Source organism: Streptomyces sp. NPDC054770, from assembly GCF_053611985.1.
Genome location: NZ_JBSHBL010000046.1, coordinates 18046 through 35595, shown reverse-complemented (window position 1 = coordinate 35595; position 17550 = coordinate 18046). Strand labels below are relative to the sequence as shown.

Genomic DNA, 17550 nt, shown 5'->3' with positions numbered 1-17550 from the left:
GGGAGGCTCGCATTGAGCAGCAACGACCTGGAAACACTTTCCGTCAACACGATGCGCACTCTGTGCATGGACGCCATCCAGGCGGCGGACTCCGGCCATCCGGGGACACCGATGGGAATCGCTCCGGTCGCGTACACGCTCTGGCAACGCTTCCTGCGCTTCGACCCGGCCGACCCGATCTGGCCCAACCGCGACCGCTTCGTGCTGTCGGAAGGACACGCCTCCGCGTTGCTCTGGTCGCTGCTCCACCTCACCGGCGTGCGGGCTGTCGACCCCGACTACGAGGTCCTCGGCCGGAACGCCGTGACCCTCGACGACCTCAGGACGTTCCGCCAGCTCGGCTCGCGCTGCCCCGGGCACCCGGAGTACCGGTGGACCAGCGGCGTGGAGGCCACGACCGGCCCGCTCGGCCAGGGCGTCGCGACCTCGGTCGGGATGGCGATCGGCGGGCAGTGGCTCGCCGCCCGGTACAACCGCGACGGCTTCACCGTCTTCGACTTCGACGTGTACGCGATGGCCGGCGACGGCTGCATGATGGAGGGGATCTCCTCGGAGGCTGCCTCGCTCGCGGCCCATCAGCGGCTGTCCAACCTCTGCTGGATCTACGACTCCAACCGGGTGACGATCGAGGGCCACACCGATATCGCGTTCACCGAGGATGTGGCGGCCCGGTTCATCGGCTACGGCTGGAACGTCACCACCGTGGCCGACGCCAACGACCTCGACGCCGTGGCCCGCGCGCTGCACACCTTCAAGTCCGAGAACGAGCGCCCGACGCTCATCGTGGTGCACAGCCACATCGGCTACGGGTCACCGGTCGAGGACACCCCGAAGGCGCACGGCGCGCCGTTCGGCGTGGAGGGCGTCAAGTCGGCCAAGCGATTCCTCGGGATGCCGGAGGACAAGGACTTCTTCGTTCCCGACGGCGTCTACGAGCACTTCGCCGCAGGCATCGGCGCGCGCGGTCGCGAAGCCCGGACGAGCTGGGAGGCTCGAATCGAGGCCTACTCGGCCACCCATCCCGAGCTCGCCGACGAGCTGGGGCGCATCCAGCGGCGTGAGCTGCCGGAGGGCTGGGAGTCGGCGCTGCCGACCTTCCCGGCCGACCCCAAGGGCATCGCCGGCCGTGACTCCAGCGGCCAGGTGCTCAACGCGCTTGCCCAAGCCGTGCCGTGGGTGCTTGGCGGGTCGGCGGACCTCTCACCGTCGACCAAGACCAACCTCACGTTCTCCGGCGCCGGCGACTTCCAGGCCGATGACCGCTCGGGGCGCAACCTGCACTTCGGGATCCGCGAGCACGCCGCCACCGCGATCACGAACGGGATGGCGCTGACCAAGCTGCGCCCGTACTGGTCGGGGTTCCTGATCTTCTCGGACTATGCACGCGGCGCGATCCGGCTTTCAGCGCTGATGGAGATCCCGGTCGTGCACATCTTCACCCACGACTCGATCGGGGTCGGCGAGGACGGTCCCACCCATCAGCCGGTCGAGCAGCTCGCGTCGCTGCGCGCGATGCCGGGGCTGCTGGTGTTCCGCCCGGCCGACGCGAACGAGGTCGTCGAGACCTGGCGGGTCGTCGCCGCGCTCAGGCACGAGCCGGCGGTGCTGGTCCTTTCCCGTCAGGCACTGCCGACCCTCGACCGCTCCGAGATGGGGGCCGCATCCGGGGTGGCCCGGGGCGCCTATGTTCTGGTCGACGCGGTGGACGGCAAGCCCGACGTCGTCCTGCTCGCCACCGGGTCGGAGGTGCACCTCGCGCTCGCGGCCCGTGACGAGCTCGCCGCCGAAGGCCTCACGGCTCGCGTGGTCAGCATGCCCTGCTGGGAATTGTTCGACCGCCAGCCCAAGGAATACCGCGACTCGGTCATCCCGCCCGGGGTCAGGGCCCGGGTCGCCATCGAGCAGGCGGCGACCCTCGGCTGGGACCGTTACGTCGGCGACGGCGGAGCGGTCGTCGGCATGCACACCTTCGGGGCATCGGCGCCGCTCAAGATGCTGCTGACCAAATTCGGCTTCACTCCCGAGAAGGTCACCCAGGTTGCCCGCGAGTGCGTGGCCGCCGGCAGGGAGCGGGCGTGAACGCAACCCAGGCGCTCCATGAGCAGGGCCAGAGCATCCGGCTGGACAACATCACCCGTTCGATGCTCGGTACGGGCCAGATCCAGCAGTACATCGACCGGTACTCGGTGGCAGGGCTCACCTCCAACCCCTCGATCTTCGACAAGGCGATCGGCTCCGGTGACTACGACGACGCGATCCGCGCGAAGGCGGCGGGCGGGCGCACGGGCGAGGAGCTGTTCTTCGAGCCGGCCGTCGACCTGTTCCTGCCCATCCACGAACGCACCGACGGCGTGGACGGCTGGGTCTCGCTGGAGGTCTCGCCGCTGCTCGCCTACGACACGCAGCGCACGGTGGCGGCCGCCAAGGCGCTGCACGCCAGGGCCGACCTGCGCAACCTCTTCATCAAGATCCCCGGGACGCCCGAGGGGCTGCCGGCGATCGAGGAGGCCATCGCCTCGGGCGTTCCGGTGAACGTGGCACTGCTGTGCTCGGCAGACCAGTACCGGGCCGCGGCTGACGCCTACCTGCGTGGCGTCCAGCGCCGGGTGCAGGCCGACCACGACCCCGCTGTCGGATCGGTCCCGTCGGTGTTCGTGTCACGCTGGGACGTGGCGGTCAAGGACACCGCACCGGCCGGCCTCACCGATACCCTCGCGCTCGCCGTCGGCCTCGACCTGTACCGGGCGTACCGCGAAGTGATGGGCTCGCAGCGCCTCCAGCGGCTGGAGAACGCCGGCGCGCGCATGCAGCGGCTGCTCTGGGCCGGCACGAGGACGAAGGACCCGGCCGCCTCCGACATGCTTTACGTCCACGGTCTGGCCGCGCCGCTCACGGTCAACACGATGCCCGACGGCACCCTGCCACGACTCGTCCACGAACGCGCTGATCCGGCACTACCGCACGCTCAAGGACTAGGAGGCACCACATGGCGACAGACAAGCCCATGCAGCTCGGGATGATCGGGCTCGGCCGGATGGGGGCGAACCTGGTGCGTCGGCTGATGCGGGACGGCCACCATTGCGTCGTGTCCGACGTCAACGCGGACGCAGTCGCCGAACTGGCCGGCGAGGGCGCGACGGGCGCAGACTCACTCCAGGATCTGGTTGCGAAACTGGACAAACCACGGGCGCTGTGGCTCATGCTTCCGGCTGCGATCGTCGACTCCATCCTCGACCAGCTCGAGCCGTTGCTGGAGCCCGGCGACATCCTCATCGACGGCGGCAATTCCTACTACCGCGACGACATCACACGCGCCAAGCGTCTTGCCGACAAGTCGCTGCACTATGTCGACTGCGGGACCAGCGGTGGAGTCTGGGGCCTGGAGCGCGGCTACTGCCTGATGATCGGCGGCGAGGACGAGGTCGTGGCCCATCTGGACCCGATCTTCAAGACGATCGCTCCCGGAGAGGGCAGCGCCGAGCCGACCCCGAGCCGGACCCGGACCGGGGGCACCGCCCCGCTCGGGTACCTGCACTGCGGACCGAACGGCGCCGGGCACTTCGTGAAGATGGTCCACAACGGGGTCGAGTACGGGATGATGGCCGCGATCGCCGAGGGCCTGAGCATCATCAAGCGCGCGGACGCCGGCACAAGCCGGCAAGAGGTCGACGCGGAGACGACGCCCCTGCGCGATGCGTGGGCCTACCAGTACGGCATCGACGTCGGAGAGGTGGCCGAGGTCTGGCGGCGCGGCTCGGTCGTCGGCTCGTGGCTGGTCGACCTGATCGCCGACGCCTTCGCCCGCTCGCCCTCCCTCGACGGCTTCGCCGGGCGGGTCTCCGACTCCGGGGAAGGCCGCTGGACCGTCCTCGCCGCCGTGGACGAAGGCGTCCCGGTACCGGTCATCACCACCTCGCTCTACGAGCGCTTCGAGTCCAGGCAGGCCGGGGAGTTCACCGACAAGATCCTCTCGGCGATGCGCTCGGAGTTCGGCGGGCACGCCGAAAAGAAGGGCTGAGGGCTGTGCATCACGAACTCCAAGTCGTCGCCGGCCCCGATGAGGTCGCCGGCTCCGCGGCGGCGTTCGTGGCGCGGCTGGCCCGGGCCTGCGTGCAAGCCCACGGCCGATTCACGTTCGCCGTCAGCGGGGGACACACGCCCTGGGCGATGTTCGCGCGGCTCGCACATGAGCACGTCCCCTGGGAGCACGTGGCGGTGTTCCAGGTCGACGAACGCGTCGCGCCCGACGGCGACCCGGACCGCAACCTCACCCACCTGCGAGAGAGCCTCGGTGCGGCCCCGGCCGAGGTCATCGCGATGCCCGTGAACGACGCCGACCTTGACGCGGCGGCGGCCGCCTACGGGCGGTCCCTGCCCGAGCGTTTCGACCTCGTTCACCTGGGCCTCGGCCCGGACGGGCACACCGCCTCGCTGGTGCCACGGGACCCGGTGCTCGAAGTCTCGGACCGGCTGGTGGCCCTGACGGCCCCCTACATGGGCCACCAGCGCATGACACTCACCTACCCCGCGCTCGCCCGCGCCCGGCAAGTGCTCTGGCTCATCACCGGAGCGGACAAGCGCGAACCGCTCTCGAGGCTCGTCACGGGAGACCGGTCGATTCCCGCCGGCCGGGTCGAGGCGGCGGCGTCGCTCATCCTCGCGGACGCGGCGGCCGGCCAGGGCCCGGCGCGCGCCGACGCCCAGTCGCCAGCATGACCATGACGCCCAACCCTTTTGCCGTGCCGGCCCCGTAAGGGGGATCAGATGGCTTTGAACTCATCGAACGTTCCCGCAGACGTGCTGGTCATTTTCGGGATCACCGGCGACCTCGCGCGAAAGATGACGTTTCGCTCGCTCTATCGGCTTGAGCGGCGCAAGCTGCTGACCTGCCCGATCGTCGGAGTGGCGCGCGACAGCTGGTCCGACGACGCGCTGCGTGACCACGCCCGCGCGGCGATCAAGGCAACGGGCGAGCCGCTCGACGACAGCGTCTTTGCCCGGTTCGCCGCCCGACTCAGCTATGTGCAGGGCGATTACACCGACGAGGAGACGTTCCATCGCCTCGCCCGGACGGTCAACGGCAAGCGGCGCCCGGTCTTCTACCTGGAGATCCCGCCGTCGCTGTTCGCCCGGGTGGTCGGGGGCCTGGCAGGCGCAGGGATGACCAAGGGCGCCCGGGTTGTCGTGGAGAAGCCATTCGGGCATGACCTCGCGTCGGCGCGCGCCCTCAACGCCGAGTTGCGTCAGCTCCTCGATGAGGATCAGCTGCTGAGGATCGACCACTTCCTCGGCAAAGAGCCGGCGATGGACATCCTGTTCCTGCGGTTCGCCAACTCCGTGTTCGAACCGGTGTGGAACCGCGACCACATCTCGTGCGTGCAGATCACCATGGCCGAGGACTTCGGGGTCGAGGACCGCGGCCACTTCTACGACCCGGTCGGCGCGCTCCGCGACGTCGTGCAGAACCACCTGCTGCAGCTGCTCGCCCTGATGGCGTCCGAGCCGCCATCAGCCGCCGATGCGGACGCGCTCCGGGACCGCCGGGTTGATGTGTTCCGGGCGATCCCCGACGCCGACCCGGCCCACTACGTCCGCGGGCAGTACGAGGGGTACCTGCAGGTCCCCGGCGTGCGGCCGCGCTCGCGCACCGAGACCTTCGTAGGGTTGCGGCTGGAGGTCGAGAACTGGCGCTGGTCCGGGGTGCCGTTCTTCATCCGCGCCGGCAAGTCGCTCCCCGAACGAGTGACCGAGATCCGGATCATGTTCAAGCGCCCGCCGCGGCTTGCGTTCGCGGAGCACTTCGCGCCCGAGCCCGACCAGTGGATCCTGCGGATCGATCCGAGCCCTGGCATGAACTTCCGCATCCAGGCCAAGCAGCCGGGCAAGCAGGACACGCAGCTGGTGGACCTTGACCTCCTCTTCGCGGCCGAGCTCGGTGAGGCACCCGAGCCGTACGAGCGCCTGCTCAGTGATGCGATGCAAGGCAACGCCAGCCTGTTCACCCGGGAGGACTCGGTGGAGGAGACGTGGCGAATCGTCCAGCCACTGCTGGAGGCGCCCGGCGACCCCGAGCTCTACCGGCAGGGGACCTGGGGCCCGGCGGGCGCGAGCAAGCTCGTCGCCGGATACCCGCGATGGCACGAACCATGGCTGCCGGAGAGGTCTCCCGACTGACACCGTCACGCCCCGGACCCGGTGAACCGCCGGTTGCGCCCCTGGAGACGGTGGGTCAACCACCGCAACGGATATCGCCCGCGCGAGGTGGGGCAGCCGGGCGGGCAGCAGAGGCTGGGGAACTCCAGGAGAGTCACCAGGTCAAGGGGGTTGTCCACCGGGAGAGTTACTGCTTGACGTGGCGTCACATCTGCTGCACAGCAAGGGGATCCGGACCGCTGCGCAGGCACGCACCTCCCCGTCTACGCAGGACCCCCGCCGGAGCAAGCCGACGGGGGTCCTCACGTGTCCGGCCGATCATGTTGCTGGTCAGGGTGCGAGCGTGTCCAAGACGAGTGTGAGAAACGAGACCAGCAGCATGGTCTGCCTCTGGGTCGAGCCGTGGGGAACCGATCACTGGATGCGTCCGGGTGAGGAGTTCACCGTCGTCCCGAAAGCGTGAGGCGTTCGCGAACGCCTCCGCCGGAACGGCATCAGGCATCAGACTCACCCTTACGGCCTTCGCACTGGTCAAGTGCCTCTTTGGTCAGAGCACATGATCGTGCGGAGGTGCCGCCCGCGTGTCCGTTGAACAGCCCAACCAGAGACCGAGTTCGAGTGGTGTCTGAACGCCGGTGAGCAGGTCAGGCGGCAACCAGCGAGGCCTGGATGCGGCTGACGGCCCGCAGGATCTCGCCCCGGTTCTTCGCCCGCTTGATCCATGCCGGAAGACGGGCCACCAACGTCATCTTCTGCCCGGTGTCGTACCAGGGCGCTCGTTCCCGCAGCGATGCCGCGGCCTGAACAGGATCCGACCCCCGGGATCAGAGTCTTCGGGCGCTGGAACGACACGAGCGGCCTTCTCGCAACCAGGACACCGCACAATGATCAGGCTGATGAAGTCGTACTCAGTGCTACGCGGATCCCGGAACCGCCCAGAGAACAAGGCCGCAGTGAGTACGCAACCGCCTTGCACAGCGGTGCATCCCGATTCGACCGCTCACGCTCAGACCCGCCAGCCACCCCGCCATGGCAGGACCGAGGTTAAAGAACAAGCTCAGTGCCTGTTCCTGATCCTCGTGGGGGCGTTCCGCGAGCGCGCCAAAATCTGTCGACAAGTACGTGCGCGATGGAGAGAATCCGGGGCCATGGCCTCTGTCATCGAAGCCGCGCTTCCGGAGCTCACGGCGCGTCGCCCGGATCTGGCGGCAAGCTGGTGAGGGGCGCCGTGTTCCCCGTGCTGTGGCTCTGCGGTCCGCCAGGAGTCGGTAAGACCACGGTCGCCTGGGAGTTGTACTCCCACCTCATACGGGCCGGGATCGAGAGCGGTTTCGTTGACATTGACCAGTTGGGGATCTGCTACCCCGAGCCTGCGGGGGATCCAGGGCGACACCGTCTGAAGGCACGCAACGTTGATGCGGTGGTGGCCGGTTTCCGGGCGGCCGGCGCCCGGTGTCTCATCGTTTCGGGTGTCGTCGATCCCGCCTGCGGAGTGCACGTCGACCAGATTCCGCAGGCCGCGGTGACGGTCTGCCGCCTGCGTGCCGACCGGGAGGTGCTTCAGCAGCGGTTCACCGGTCGCGGAGGCCCTGCCGAGTTGGTCGACGAGGTGCTGCGGGAAGCCGACGCCCTGGACGCGAGCACCTTCGCGGATGCCTGCGTCGACACCAGCGGATTGCTGGTGAACGAGGTGGCGCGGCGTGTCGGGGAGCGAACCGGCGGATGGCCGGCCACGGCTCTTGGCCGGTCAGCTGACGCGCCCGAGCCGTCGGCGGTCACCGCTGTGGGCAGGAGCTCGGCCTTGGCGCGGGCGGAGCCTTCCGCTGATCTTCCGGTTCTGTGGCTGTGCGGCGCGACCGGCGTCGGCAAGTCGACGGTCGGCTTCGAGGTCTACCGAAGAGTCCTGGGTGCTGGTGCCACCGCCGCGTATCTCGATCTCGACCAGCTCGGCTTCTGCCGCCCGGTTCCGGATGATCCCGCCAACCACCGGGTCAAGGCCCGCAACCTGGCCGCCGTGTGGCGGACTTACCGTGCGGTCGGGGCCCAGTGCCTGATCATGTCCGGCCCGGTCGAGGACGAGGCCACGGTCAAGGCGTACTCCGACGCGATGCCTGCGGCCGAGCTCACGCTGTGCCGACTGCACGCCGGACGGCAGCACCTGACGGAACGCATCATGTCCCGTGGACAAGGCGGCAGTTGGGCCCAACCGGGCGACCCGTTGCGGGGGCAGTCCGTCACACGCCTGCTCCACGTCGCCGACCAGTCGGTGGCATCGGCCGCCAGCCTGGAAGATGCCGGGATCGGTGATCTGCGCATCGACACCGACGGACATACCGTCGAACAGGTAGCCGATGCGATCACGGCGGCCGGCGCCGAGCCGCCGTGCTCGCGCATCGGCTCGGCCTCCAGGGCGTAGTCGCCGATCGTGAACTGGATGCGGCTGGACGTCTCGACCACTTTCCGCAGCTCAGTGACGATTTCCGCATAGCGGTTCGCGCTGACGCTGACCACCTTGCCGGTCGTCTGGATCTCTTCGGGCATGGCTTTCACCACCCACCGCGAGGCCGGGGCACGTCCCCGCGGCCGTGACAAGACCCGGCAGATCCATCCGCGCATGCCAGAGGCCAGCAGAGGCACATCCGTGCAGGTCAGCGCCACCAGGTAGACAACTTCAAGAAGGCCTCTTCTTGGGCGGCCGTTCTCTTCGCTCGGACACTGGTCGGGACGATCGTCGTAAGAAGGACAAGGTCCGCCGCCCGCCCCGGCGCCGTACGGAAACCCGGCGCCGGGGCGAACGGCCTGGGATCAGGCGGCGCGAGCGGCGCGGCCGGCCAGCCACGTGGTGGCGGCATCCGCGACGCGACGCCCCAGCGCCTCGGCGGTGGCGATGTCGCTGGCCGTCACCCCCTCGGTCCCCTGATCCGCGTTGGACTGAGCGGCGGCGCCCAGGAAGAAGCCCAGCCTGTTGAGATCGTTCTCGCTCCCCTTGGACGAGTTCCAGCCTCCCGGCAGGCCGAGCGCGATCCAGTGCATACCGTGCTGCGACGCCAGCGTCGCGAAGTACTGGAGAGTCGACTGCTTGTCGCCCGCCTTGGAGGCCGAGTTGGTGAATCCGGCCGCCAGCTTGTCCTTCCAGGCCTGCCCGAACCAACGCTCGGAGCTGGCCTCCGCGAAGCCGTGGAAGGCGGTGGCAGCGGTTCCCATGTAGGTGGGGGAACCGAAGATGATCGCATCCGAGGCGTCCAGCTGCCTCCACTGGGCGTCGGTGATCTCACCGACGGCGATCAGGTTCACTACGGCGCCGGCCTCCTTGGCGCCACGCTGGACAGCCTCGGCGATGACGGCGGTGTGGCCGTAGCCGGAGTGATAGGCGATGGACACGATGGGCGAAGTCACAAGTACCTCCTACGCTTGAAAGTGAAAGCTTCGATATTCAACTTATTGGCGCCCTCGGAGGTGAACCAGGTACGACGCTGACAGATCATGGTTAAAATCCGACACTCGGGTGCGAGGGCTACTCCGTTACGCTGGCATCGGCCTGGTTCCCTGCGTGATGGTGGCTACTGATGACGGTGAGAAAACGACAGGACGCATCGCGCGAGATCGCGGACATCGGCTTCGCTCCCGCCGTCGGCACACCTGCCGGCATCGAGATCATCTCTCTGGCCGACCTGCGGGAGCGGGCCGCCGTCCACATGGGCGAAGGACGGCTGCAGGCACCGCAGCGACCCACGTTCCACCACCTGATCACCCTCTCCAGCGGCTCGTTGTGGCACACGGTGGACTTCACCGGCTACGCCCTTGAGCCGGGCTCCTGGCTCTGGACCCGACCTGGTCAGGTGCAGCAGTGGGGTGATCTGGACGACGCCGAGGGCACCCTGGTCCTCTTCGAGGGCGACTTCCTGGATCCGGCCACCGCGGCCGCAGCGCGGATGGACGATCCGTACGCCCCCGCGCTCCAGGTTCCCGGTCCCGAGGACCGTCACGCGCTGGAGCTGGCCGTGGACCATCTGGCGCTGGAGTTCCAGGCGTTGCGCGGCATCTCCCTGGAAGCTCACGTGGCGGTGTTGCGCCACCTGCTGGCGGTCCTCGTGCTGCGCCTTTCGCAGCGCACCGCGCCCGTGGGCAGCCCGGCACCGGATCCGGGGGAGGCATTCCTCCGCTTCCGTGACGCGGTCGAACGCGACTTCACCCGCACCCGCCGCCTGGAGGACTACGCCCGAGAACTGGGCTACTCACCGCGCACCCTCTCCAGGGCCGCGCTGACCGGAGCCGGGGTGGGGGCGAAGGAGTTCATCGACCGGCGGGTCGTCCTGGAAGCCAAACGCCTGCTGGCGCACGGCGATCAATCAGCCGCCCGTGTCGCGGCGCAACTGGGCTTCACCAGTGCCACCAACTTCAGCAAGTTCTTCCACCAGCGCACCGGCCAGTCACCGATCGCCTTCCGCGCGACCGTCCGCGGCCACTCCTCGGAGGACGGCGGGAGCGAAACGCCCCACGCCACCCCACCTGGTTGGTGAGCGTCGCTCCCGAAGACGCGGTCACGGCAGGTCCCGGCCGAGCGGGAGACCGCCGTCATCCGGCGGGCCCGTAGTGAGTGCGGGTCAGCCCCAGCGCATCTCGCCGGTGGCGACCTTGGTGCCCAAATCCACAGCCACCGCCAGGCCCAGGTCCGGGTAGCGCTGGAGCATCGCGGACTTCAGGGCCTCGGAGTCGTCGCCGTGCTCGGCCAGTTCCTCCTCGAACTCGGCGAGGTAGGTGCGGGTGAAGCCGATCACCGAGGCATCGGTGGCGGAGTCGGCGGAACGGTGGCCGGCGATCACGAACCGCGGGGCGAGCCGCTCCATCTCGGTGAGCGTCTCGGCCCAGGCGTGCCGCTCACGCGGCGTAGGGGTGTCGGCGGTCCACACATGCAGACCGGCGAAGAGCAGGACCCCACCCACCACCGCGCGGTCCTCGGGCTGCCACAGGTACTCGGTGCGCCAGACCAGGTCGGGGTGGCCGCCGCGCAGCTCGAAGTCGTGGCCCTCGATGCTGACGCGGTCTCCTTGCAGCACCTCCGGGACGATCACCTCGGTGGGCAGGTTCCTGCCCAGGTGTGCCCAGGTCTTGAGCTTGCCCTGCCAACTGCTCCTGATCCGCTCCACGGTGGTGGCGGTGGCGACGATCCGCACCTCCGGGAACGCCCGGCGGATCACCTCCAGGCCGAAGTAGTAGTCAGGGTCGGCGGTGGTGACCACGACGGTGGTCAGCTCCTTGCCGCTGTCGATGACGCCCGCCAGGACCCGGTGCTGCTCGGCGAGCGTGAACTGGCCGTCGACCAGGAGTGCTTCGCGCTCGCCCGTGACGAGGACGGACGACTTGTTCAGGCCGGTGTCGCCGGCCGTGTGAACGGAATACGTCAGGCTGGACATGGGTGCACTGCCCTTCGGGGGTTGCGGGGGGGGGTGGCTTCAGGCGGCCGTGGTGGCGGCCACGTGCTGGTCCAGGGCTTGGGTGAGCGCGTCGGCCGAGGCGATCGGGCCGCCCAGGCGGTCGGTGCCGTGGGGGGTGTGCAGCAGCAGCGTCGGGTAGGCATCGACGCCCAGACGGCGCACCTCGAGGAAGTCGGCCTCCGCCTCGGCACGGGCGGCGGGCGAAGCGAACGCGGCCGCCACCGCCTCGGCGTCCAGACCCAGCTCGGCCGCGAGCTCCCGGTACACCCCGGCGGCGGAGAGACTGCGGCCGTCACGGTACCAAGCACGCTGCATCGCGGCCGCCGCTTCCAGGGCGTTCACGCCTGGCCGGCTGCGCAGCGCGACCAGGCCGGTGGCGGCGTCGGCGGAGTCCATCACCGCGTTTCCGTCCGCCAGCACGGCCCGGTAACCGTCGCCGAAAGTGGCACCGGTCAGTTGGGTGATGCGCTCGTTGGCGCCGGGGATGTGCGGGTAGGACGACACGGGAAGTGCGCGGGAGCCGGTGAACAGACCGCCGGACAGCACTCGCAGCTCGATCCGGTCCGCGTTGGTGGTGGCGAACTCGTGCAAGGCGGGTTCGAAGCCGTAGCACCAGCCGCAGTAGGCGTCGAAGGCGTAGGTCAGCCGAATGCGCTCCACAGAACTCATCGCGCTTGGTCCTTTCCGGAATCCGTCACCCGGCTCTCTGCATCGGTCGGGCCGACACCGTCAAAGCTATGTTCAGAAGTACGTCGTTGCCGGATACGCAGACGACTGACCATGGTCAAAATCCGACTGCCCGGCGATCCCCTCGGGGGCGAAACGCCCGGCCGGAGATGTCCGGCCGGGCGTTTCGTGGTTGCGACGCGGCAGCCCCACGTCTGCCCTGTCGCTGTGCGGCTAGCGCAGCGTGGTGTTGCCTTCGCCGCCGACGACGACCGGGGCGCCCTTCACCGGCGTGGCCTCGCCGGGAACCCAGTCCTTCGGCTTCGCGCCGGGCACCTCGACAAGGGACGGCTTCTCGGCCGTGACGGGGCCGCCCTCGACGACGGTGAGGTCGCGCAGCTTCTTGGCGGTGCCCGGCTTGATGTGGTGCGGGTGCGGGTTGCCGGGCGCCTCGGAGATCGTGACGCCGTCGTGCTTGGCGGTACCGCCGCCGGTCGAGGCCGCAGCGGCAACCCCGCCCGAGGCGAGCAGTACGGCCAGTGCGCCGGCCATCACGGCACCCTGACGACGCGAGATGCCACTCGTACGCAGCTTCATGTGATCAACTCCTTCGCAGGTGGAGGGAGACAGGGGTACCGGCACGCGTCCGGCCCCGGGTCCCTCGGGATCGAGAACGAGGCAACTCTCGCCCCTGCCTGCTGAAGATCCGCTGAACGTCCTGAAGATCCCCTTCAGCACCTGAAGTCTCGGGCGCAGCACCCTCGGGCACGCACCGCGGTCCTTGAAGAGATCCTTCCGGCCATCGGTGATGACAGCGCAATCGCAGGCCTCAAGCCCGGAAGGACAGGGATACCCGGACGGCACGGCAGCCTTTGCTTTCGCAGTTCAGCTCTGTGCGTCCATGAGCGCGGTGGCCGTGAGCCACACGACTGCCCGGTTGAGGCGCTCGGGATGAAGGGAGCACATGGCGTCGAAGAATTCGATCCGGCTCGTTGTCTCCTTCAGGAGCCGGTCCGCGTCACGGATGTACTGCCGAGTTTCCTCGATGGTGGCCGGACTGTCCGGAAGTGCCTTGTTCTTGTGTCCGGAGACGATGTGGCGCGGCGCGAGGCGCTCGACCGTGTCGAGTGCCTGAAGCCACTGTGCACGCCCGCCATCCGCGGATTCGGAGAGGTACGCGTGCACGCCGTTGTAGACGACATCGCCGGCGACGACGAGCCCGATCGAGGGAACGTGCAGCACGGTGGTGCCGTCGGTGTCGCTGTGCCCGACTTCGACGGAGCGCAGGACGTTGCCCTCCAGAAGAAATCCCTGCGGTGGTACGGGCTGTGCGAGCACGGGAGTCGGCGGGATCTGACCGGGGAACAGGTTGTCCCACTGGGCCTTTCTGAATTCCGCCGAGCTCTGCTGCCGCATGAGGCGGATGCTGTCCTCGCCGGCGAGTACCACGGCGCCGGGGAAGCGCTCGACCAGAGGGCCGGAGCCGAACCAGTGGTCACCGTGGCCGTGCGTGATGAAAATGTGTTCGAGGTGCTTGCCCGACTGTTCGACCCAGTCCCCCACCCTCCGGGCCTGCTCGATCGTCAGCGGTGGATCGACCAGCACCGCGTTCCTCTCCCCATGGATCAGCGTGGTCGACATCGGCGACCAGGAGAACAGCTCTCCGTCGGGAATGGGATCCGTGACGCTGGTGGGGATCGGATCGGAGATGAAGACTTCGTACGCCAAACCGGTCTGGGAGACCATCTCTGCCACGCCCTTTTCCGTGTGGTGGTTGTCTGGTGGCACCTTGACGGGGCCGGACAGCTCGGCTGCCCCTTTCACCTGGGGACCATGACGTCCCAGTGCTCGACGGCTCGCCCGTCCGCCACCCGGAACAGGTCGTGGAACACGAAGTCGGCGCCCGCGAAGACGCCCGTCGAACGGACGTAGGCGAAGTTCCCCTCGGCGACGACGTCCAGTACGTCGGAGTACTTGAGGGACTGGCCGGACTTCGCCAACTCACCCAGTGCGGCCGCCAGCCCGCTGATGCCGTCGGCGAAGCGGGGATTGTGCTGGATGTAGGACTCGCCCGCCAGGTAGTGGTCCAGGTCGGAGAAGTCGTTGTCGACCAGAATCGTGCGCACCGTCTCTTCCGCCACCCTGCGCGTGGCGTCCGTGTCGGCCGCCGTGTCGGTGACGGCGGCGCCGTCGACCTGGGTGTGACCGTTGGCGGTCTGTTCCACGATCGGCTCCTGGTCACCCCAGTGGCCGGTGATCTGCCCATCCCCGATCTGCCAGAGATCGAAGGCTGCGGCCCGGCCGCCGTCGGGGAACGTCGTCGTGGCGTGAGTCACGACGAAGTCCCCCTGTGCCAGCACACGGTGCACCTGGTTCTTGCGCCCGGTGGTGTCGTCGATGGCCGCTAGGACGACCTGCTTGTTGGCTTCATTGCTCATGACGTTCGCCTCTTGTCGTTCGCAAACGGGGGCTGACCGTCGTACGGCCGCACCGGACCCCGTCGAGGGCGGCGGCCACACCCGGAGAAGTGGGTACAAAAAATGTACTCACTGGTGACGCTAACCTAGCACAGTGAGTACTGAATCTGCACCGACACCCCGTGTCTGTTCTGTGACCGACGCGGTGGCAGTCGTCGGCGAACGCCATTCGCTGCCGATCGTGCGCGAGCTGCTGTACGGCAACCGGCGCTTCTCCGAGATCGCCGACGCCGTCGGACTCTCCCGGACGCTGCTGTCCACACGGCTGCGCCGGCTGGAGACGGCCGGCGTCGTGGAACGGCGGCGCTACAGCGAGCATCCGCCGCGAGACGAATACGTCCTCACGGAGGCGGGCCGGGCCCTGCTCCCCGTGCTCGCCGCCCTCAAGGAGTGGGGCGACACGTACTGCCGCGACGGCATCGCCACAGCGGAGTTCCAGCACCGATGCGGTGCCGTCCTGCACACCCGAGCGGACTGCGCAGCCTGCGGCGAGGAGATCCGCTTCGAGGACCTGGCCGTGGTGGGAGGCACCCACCCGCCGCAGATACGACCCTGAGCGCCTAGCGTCTCGCACGCCCTCCGGCCCGGAACCTCGCGCCGGCCGCCTCCGCCCACCACAAGCCGGGCCCTGAGCCGTGTCTTCCGCGCCGGTCCCGCGGCCCACCGCGTGTTCCGGTCGGCGCCCGGGAGCGGTTCAGCGCCATCGGAGCTGTCACTTCCACCGGATCCGCCGCTCAGCGGAGCGTGCCCGGGTCCCCGGTCCGGGGTACCGGAGGCACGCGGTCGCCCGCTTGCCTGGCGATGATCAGGAGCAGACGGGCACCCCCGTCGGTGGTCCGCGGCGATTCCGCAGTGAGCGTCCCCCCGTGGGCGGTCGCGATGTCGCGGGCGATGGCGAGGCCGAGACCAGTGCCTCCCTCGCTGCGGGTACGGGCGTTGTCCAGACGCGTGAAACGGTCGAAGACCCGCTCCCGGTCGGGTTCGGGGATGCCCCGGCCGTCGTCGCTCACCTCGACGACCACGTCGTGCTCCGTGTGCCGCACCTGAACCGTCACCGTGCTGTGTGCGTGGCGCAGGGCGTTGTCGAGGAGGTTCGTGAAGAGGCGGGCGAGTGCCGTACGACTGCCCAGCACCGTCTCATCGGGGTCGGGGTCCGCCACGAGGACGACAGGTCGACCGGGGTAGCGCTCGGCGAGGGTCCGTCGCAAGAGGTCGGTCACGCACAGGGGTTGGAGTTTCAGGGGCTGGCGCGCATCCAGGCGGGCAAGGAGCAGCAGATCGGCGACGATGTCCTCAAGACGTGTGGTGTCGCGCAGCGCCTCGCTGCCGACCGCGGTCCATTCAGCCCGGTCGGGACGGGCCAGGGCCAGCTCGAGACGGGCCTTCAGGGTGGTGAGGGGGCCACGCAGTTCGTGCGAGGCGTCCGAGGTGAAGGTCCGCAGGCGGCCGACGGCGCGCTGGAGTTGATCGAGAGTGCCGTTCATCGTCTCCGCCAGCGATGCGACCTCGTCGTCGGAGTCGGGGACGGGGACGCGCCGCTCGAGACTGTGGGCGGTGATGTCGGCGAACTCGGCACGGATGTTCTCCACCGGTCGCAGGGCCCGGCCCATGGCGTACCACGTCAGGTAGGCCACCAGCAGGACCAGCAGGGCGGTACAGGGGACCAGGGCCCAGGTCAGAGTGATGACGGCGGTATGCGCGGGAGCACGGTTCGCAAACGCCTGCACCAGGATCGGCCCCGTGGGCGTGCTCACACTGGCACTGGCACCCTGGTCTGCCGACGCGGTGGACGACGCGTCGGCAGGGGGCGCGGTGTCCAGGACGATGTCCGGCAGGGCGGCCTGTACGTCGGCCGGAGTCATCCCTGAGCCGAGTTGGTGGGCTGCCTTGTCGACGTGGTCACGAGCCGCGTTCTGGGCGGAGGCGACCAGGTTGGTGTGGACGGCGTAGAGCAGGACCACCGAGCAGGCGGCGAGGGCAAGGCTGGCGACCAGTGCGACGGCGACGGTGGCACGGACACGCACGGTCTGCGGCCGCAGCCACCGGCGCCGGTGGTGTCCGCGGTCACGCCCCGTCGGAGCGGAGCCGGTAGGCCCCGCCGGGCACGGTTTCGATACTGGCCCGGCCGAAGGGCCGGTCGAGCTTCCGGCGAAGAGCACTGACGTTGACCTCCACGATGTTCGGGCCGCCCTCGTACGCGCTGTCCCATACCCGGTCCAGGATCGCGGCCTTGCTGATGGCGATGTCCGGCGTTGCCGCGAGCAGCGCGAGGACATCGAACTCGCGAGGAGTGAGGGCGATGTCCGTACCGGCGCGGCGGCAGCGGCGGGCTCCGGTGTCGATCTCCAGGTCCCCGAAGTGCTGGACGATCTGCCGCTCCGGGCGCGTGCGACGTATCAGGGCGTGCAGCCGGGCGGTGAGGACGACGAAGGAGAAGGGCTTCGTCAGATAGTCGTCCGCCCCGGTCTCCAGCCCTTCCGCTTCGTCGTACTCACCGTCCTTCGCCGTCAGCATCAGGATCGGGGTGTTGTCGCCGATCGACCGCAGGTGGGCGCAGACCTTGTAGCCGTTCAGGCCCGGCATCATGACGTCGAGAATGATCACGTCGTAGGTCTCCGCCGCCGCCCTGGCGAGACCGTCAAGGCCGTCGCTCGCGGCGTCCACCGCGAAACCCTCTGCGCGAAGGCCCTGTTGGAGCAGCTCCACGAGACGGGTGTCGTCGTCCATCACCAGCACACGCATGCCCTCTACCTTGCCCGATCGGTCGCGCCAGGCGCTGAAGAGGATCTTCAGGACGTTCAGCGAAGCCCGGCCGCCCA

General features: G+C 69.0%; 16 protein-coding genes. 8 read left to right on the top strand and 8 right to left on the bottom strand.

Annotated features, from left to right (window positions below):
- The first annotated feature begins 12 nt into the window (after positions 1 to 12).
- The 6 genes from tkt (at position 13) to ACWGKQ_RS32700 (ending at position 8569) form a co-directional block, all read left to right on the top strand.
- On the top strand, positions 13 to 2079 hold the full coding sequence (gene tkt / locus ACWGKQ_RS32725) for a transketolase (protein ID WP_453295624.1): 2067 nt from the start codon (positions 13 to 15) through the stop codon (positions 2077 to 2079).
- On the top strand, positions 2076 to 3020 hold the full coding sequence (locus ACWGKQ_RS32720; protein ID WP_453295623.1) for a transaldolase family protein: 945 nt from the start codon (positions 2076 to 2078) through the stop codon (positions 3018 to 3020). Before tkt ends, ACWGKQ_RS32720 begins: the two co-directional genes overlap by 4 nt.
- The gene (gnd, locus tag ACWGKQ_RS32715) at positions 2987 to 4018 is read left to right on the top strand and encodes a phosphogluconate dehydrogenase (NAD(+)-dependent, decarboxylating) (protein ID WP_453295622.1); all 1032 of its coding nucleotides are present in this window, start codon (positions 2987 to 2989) and stop codon (positions 4016 to 4018) included. The genes ACWGKQ_RS32720 and gnd overlap by 34 nt, the downstream gene beginning before the upstream one ends.
- 5 nt (positions 4019 to 4023) lie before the next feature.
- Positions 4024 to 4716, top strand: coding sequence for a 6-phosphogluconolactonase (pgl, locus tag ACWGKQ_RS32710; protein ID WP_453295621.1), 693 nt, complete (start codon positions 4024 to 4026; stop codon positions 4714 to 4716).
- Positions 4717 to 4764: 48 nt separating this feature from the next.
- Positions 4765 to 6174, top strand: a complete 1410-nt coding sequence (zwf, locus tag ACWGKQ_RS32705; protein ID WP_453295620.1) for a glucose-6-phosphate dehydrogenase — start codon at positions 4765 to 4767, stop codon at positions 6172 to 6174.
- Between the two features lie 1207 nt (positions 6175 to 7381).
- Positions 7382 to 8569 carry an AAA family ATPase gene (locus tag ACWGKQ_RS32700; protein WP_453295619.1) on the top strand — a complete coding sequence of 396 codons (1188 nt, stop codon included), beginning with the start codon at positions 7382 to 7384 and terminating at the stop codon, positions 8567 to 8569.
- 389 nt (positions 8570 to 8958) lie between these two features.
- Here ACWGKQ_RS32700 and ACWGKQ_RS32695 read toward each other — a convergent pair whose 3' ends face one another.
- On the bottom strand, positions 8959 to 9549 hold the full coding sequence (locus tag ACWGKQ_RS32695; RefSeq protein ID WP_453295618.1) for a flavodoxin family protein: 591 nt from the start codon (positions 9547 to 9549) through the stop codon (positions 8959 to 8961).
- Positions 9550 to 9719: 170 nt separating this feature from the next.
- On the opposite strand from ACWGKQ_RS32695, the gene ACWGKQ_RS32690 reads away from it, so the two are divergent.
- A complete protein-coding gene (locus ACWGKQ_RS32690; protein ID WP_453295617.1) occupies positions 9720 to 10673 on the top strand; it encodes a helix-turn-helix domain-containing protein in 954 nt (317 codons plus the stop codon).
- Positions 10674 to 10757: 84 nt separating this feature from the next.
- Here ACWGKQ_RS32690 and ACWGKQ_RS32685 read toward each other — a convergent pair whose 3' ends face one another.
- From ACWGKQ_RS32685 to ACWGKQ_RS32665, 5 genes are all read right to left on the bottom strand, one after another.
- Entirely contained in the window at positions 10758 to 11567 is an 810-nt protein-coding gene (locus ACWGKQ_RS32685) for an MBL fold metallo-hydrolase (RefSeq protein ID WP_453295616.1), read from the bottom strand.
- A gap of 39 nt (positions 11568 to 11606) precedes the next feature.
- Positions 11607 to 12257 (bottom strand): DsbA family protein, encoded by a 651-nt coding sequence (locus ACWGKQ_RS32680; protein ID WP_453295615.1) that lies wholly within the window; start codon positions 12255 to 12257, stop codon positions 11607 to 11609.
- Between the two features lie 231 nt (positions 12258 to 12488).
- The gene (locus ACWGKQ_RS32675) at positions 12489 to 12851 is read right to left on the bottom strand and encodes a hypothetical protein (protein WP_453295614.1); all 363 of its coding nucleotides are present in this window, start codon (positions 12849 to 12851) and stop codon (positions 12489 to 12491) included.
- Between the two features lie 288 nt (positions 12852 to 13139).
- A complete protein-coding gene (locus ACWGKQ_RS32670) occupies positions 13140 to 14078 on the bottom strand; it encodes an MBL fold metallo-hydrolase (protein ID WP_453295613.1) in 939 nt (312 codons plus the stop codon).
- The gene (locus ACWGKQ_RS32665) at positions 14075 to 14692 is read right to left on the bottom strand and encodes a nuclear transport factor 2 family protein (protein WP_453295612.1); all 618 of its coding nucleotides are present in this window, start codon (positions 14690 to 14692) and stop codon (positions 14075 to 14077) included. The genes ACWGKQ_RS32670 and ACWGKQ_RS32665 overlap by 4 nt, the downstream gene beginning before the upstream one ends.
- A 133-nt stretch (positions 14693 to 14825) precedes the next feature.
- Between ACWGKQ_RS32665 and ACWGKQ_RS32660 the strand changes: the two genes are divergently transcribed.
- Positions 14826 to 15287 carry a winged helix-turn-helix transcriptional regulator gene (locus ACWGKQ_RS32660; protein WP_453295611.1) on the top strand — a complete coding sequence of 154 codons (462 nt, stop codon included), beginning with the start codon at positions 14826 to 14828 and terminating at the stop codon, positions 15285 to 15287.
- A 178-nt stretch (positions 15288 to 15465) separates the two neighbouring features.
- On the opposite strand, the gene ACWGKQ_RS32655 is transcribed toward ACWGKQ_RS32660, so the two are convergent.
- Positions 15466 to 16755: an ATP-binding protein gene (locus ACWGKQ_RS32655; RefSeq protein ID WP_453295610.1), complete on the bottom strand. Its 1290-nt coding sequence runs from the start codon at positions 16753 to 16755 to the stop codon at positions 15466 to 15468.
- Positions 16756 to 16795: 40 nt separating this feature from the next.
- On the bottom strand, positions 16796 to 17473 hold the full coding sequence (locus ACWGKQ_RS32650; RefSeq protein WP_453295609.1) for a response regulator transcription factor: 678 nt from the start codon (positions 17471 to 17473) through the stop codon (positions 16796 to 16798).
- Between the last annotated feature and the right edge of the window lie 77 nt (positions 17474 to 17550).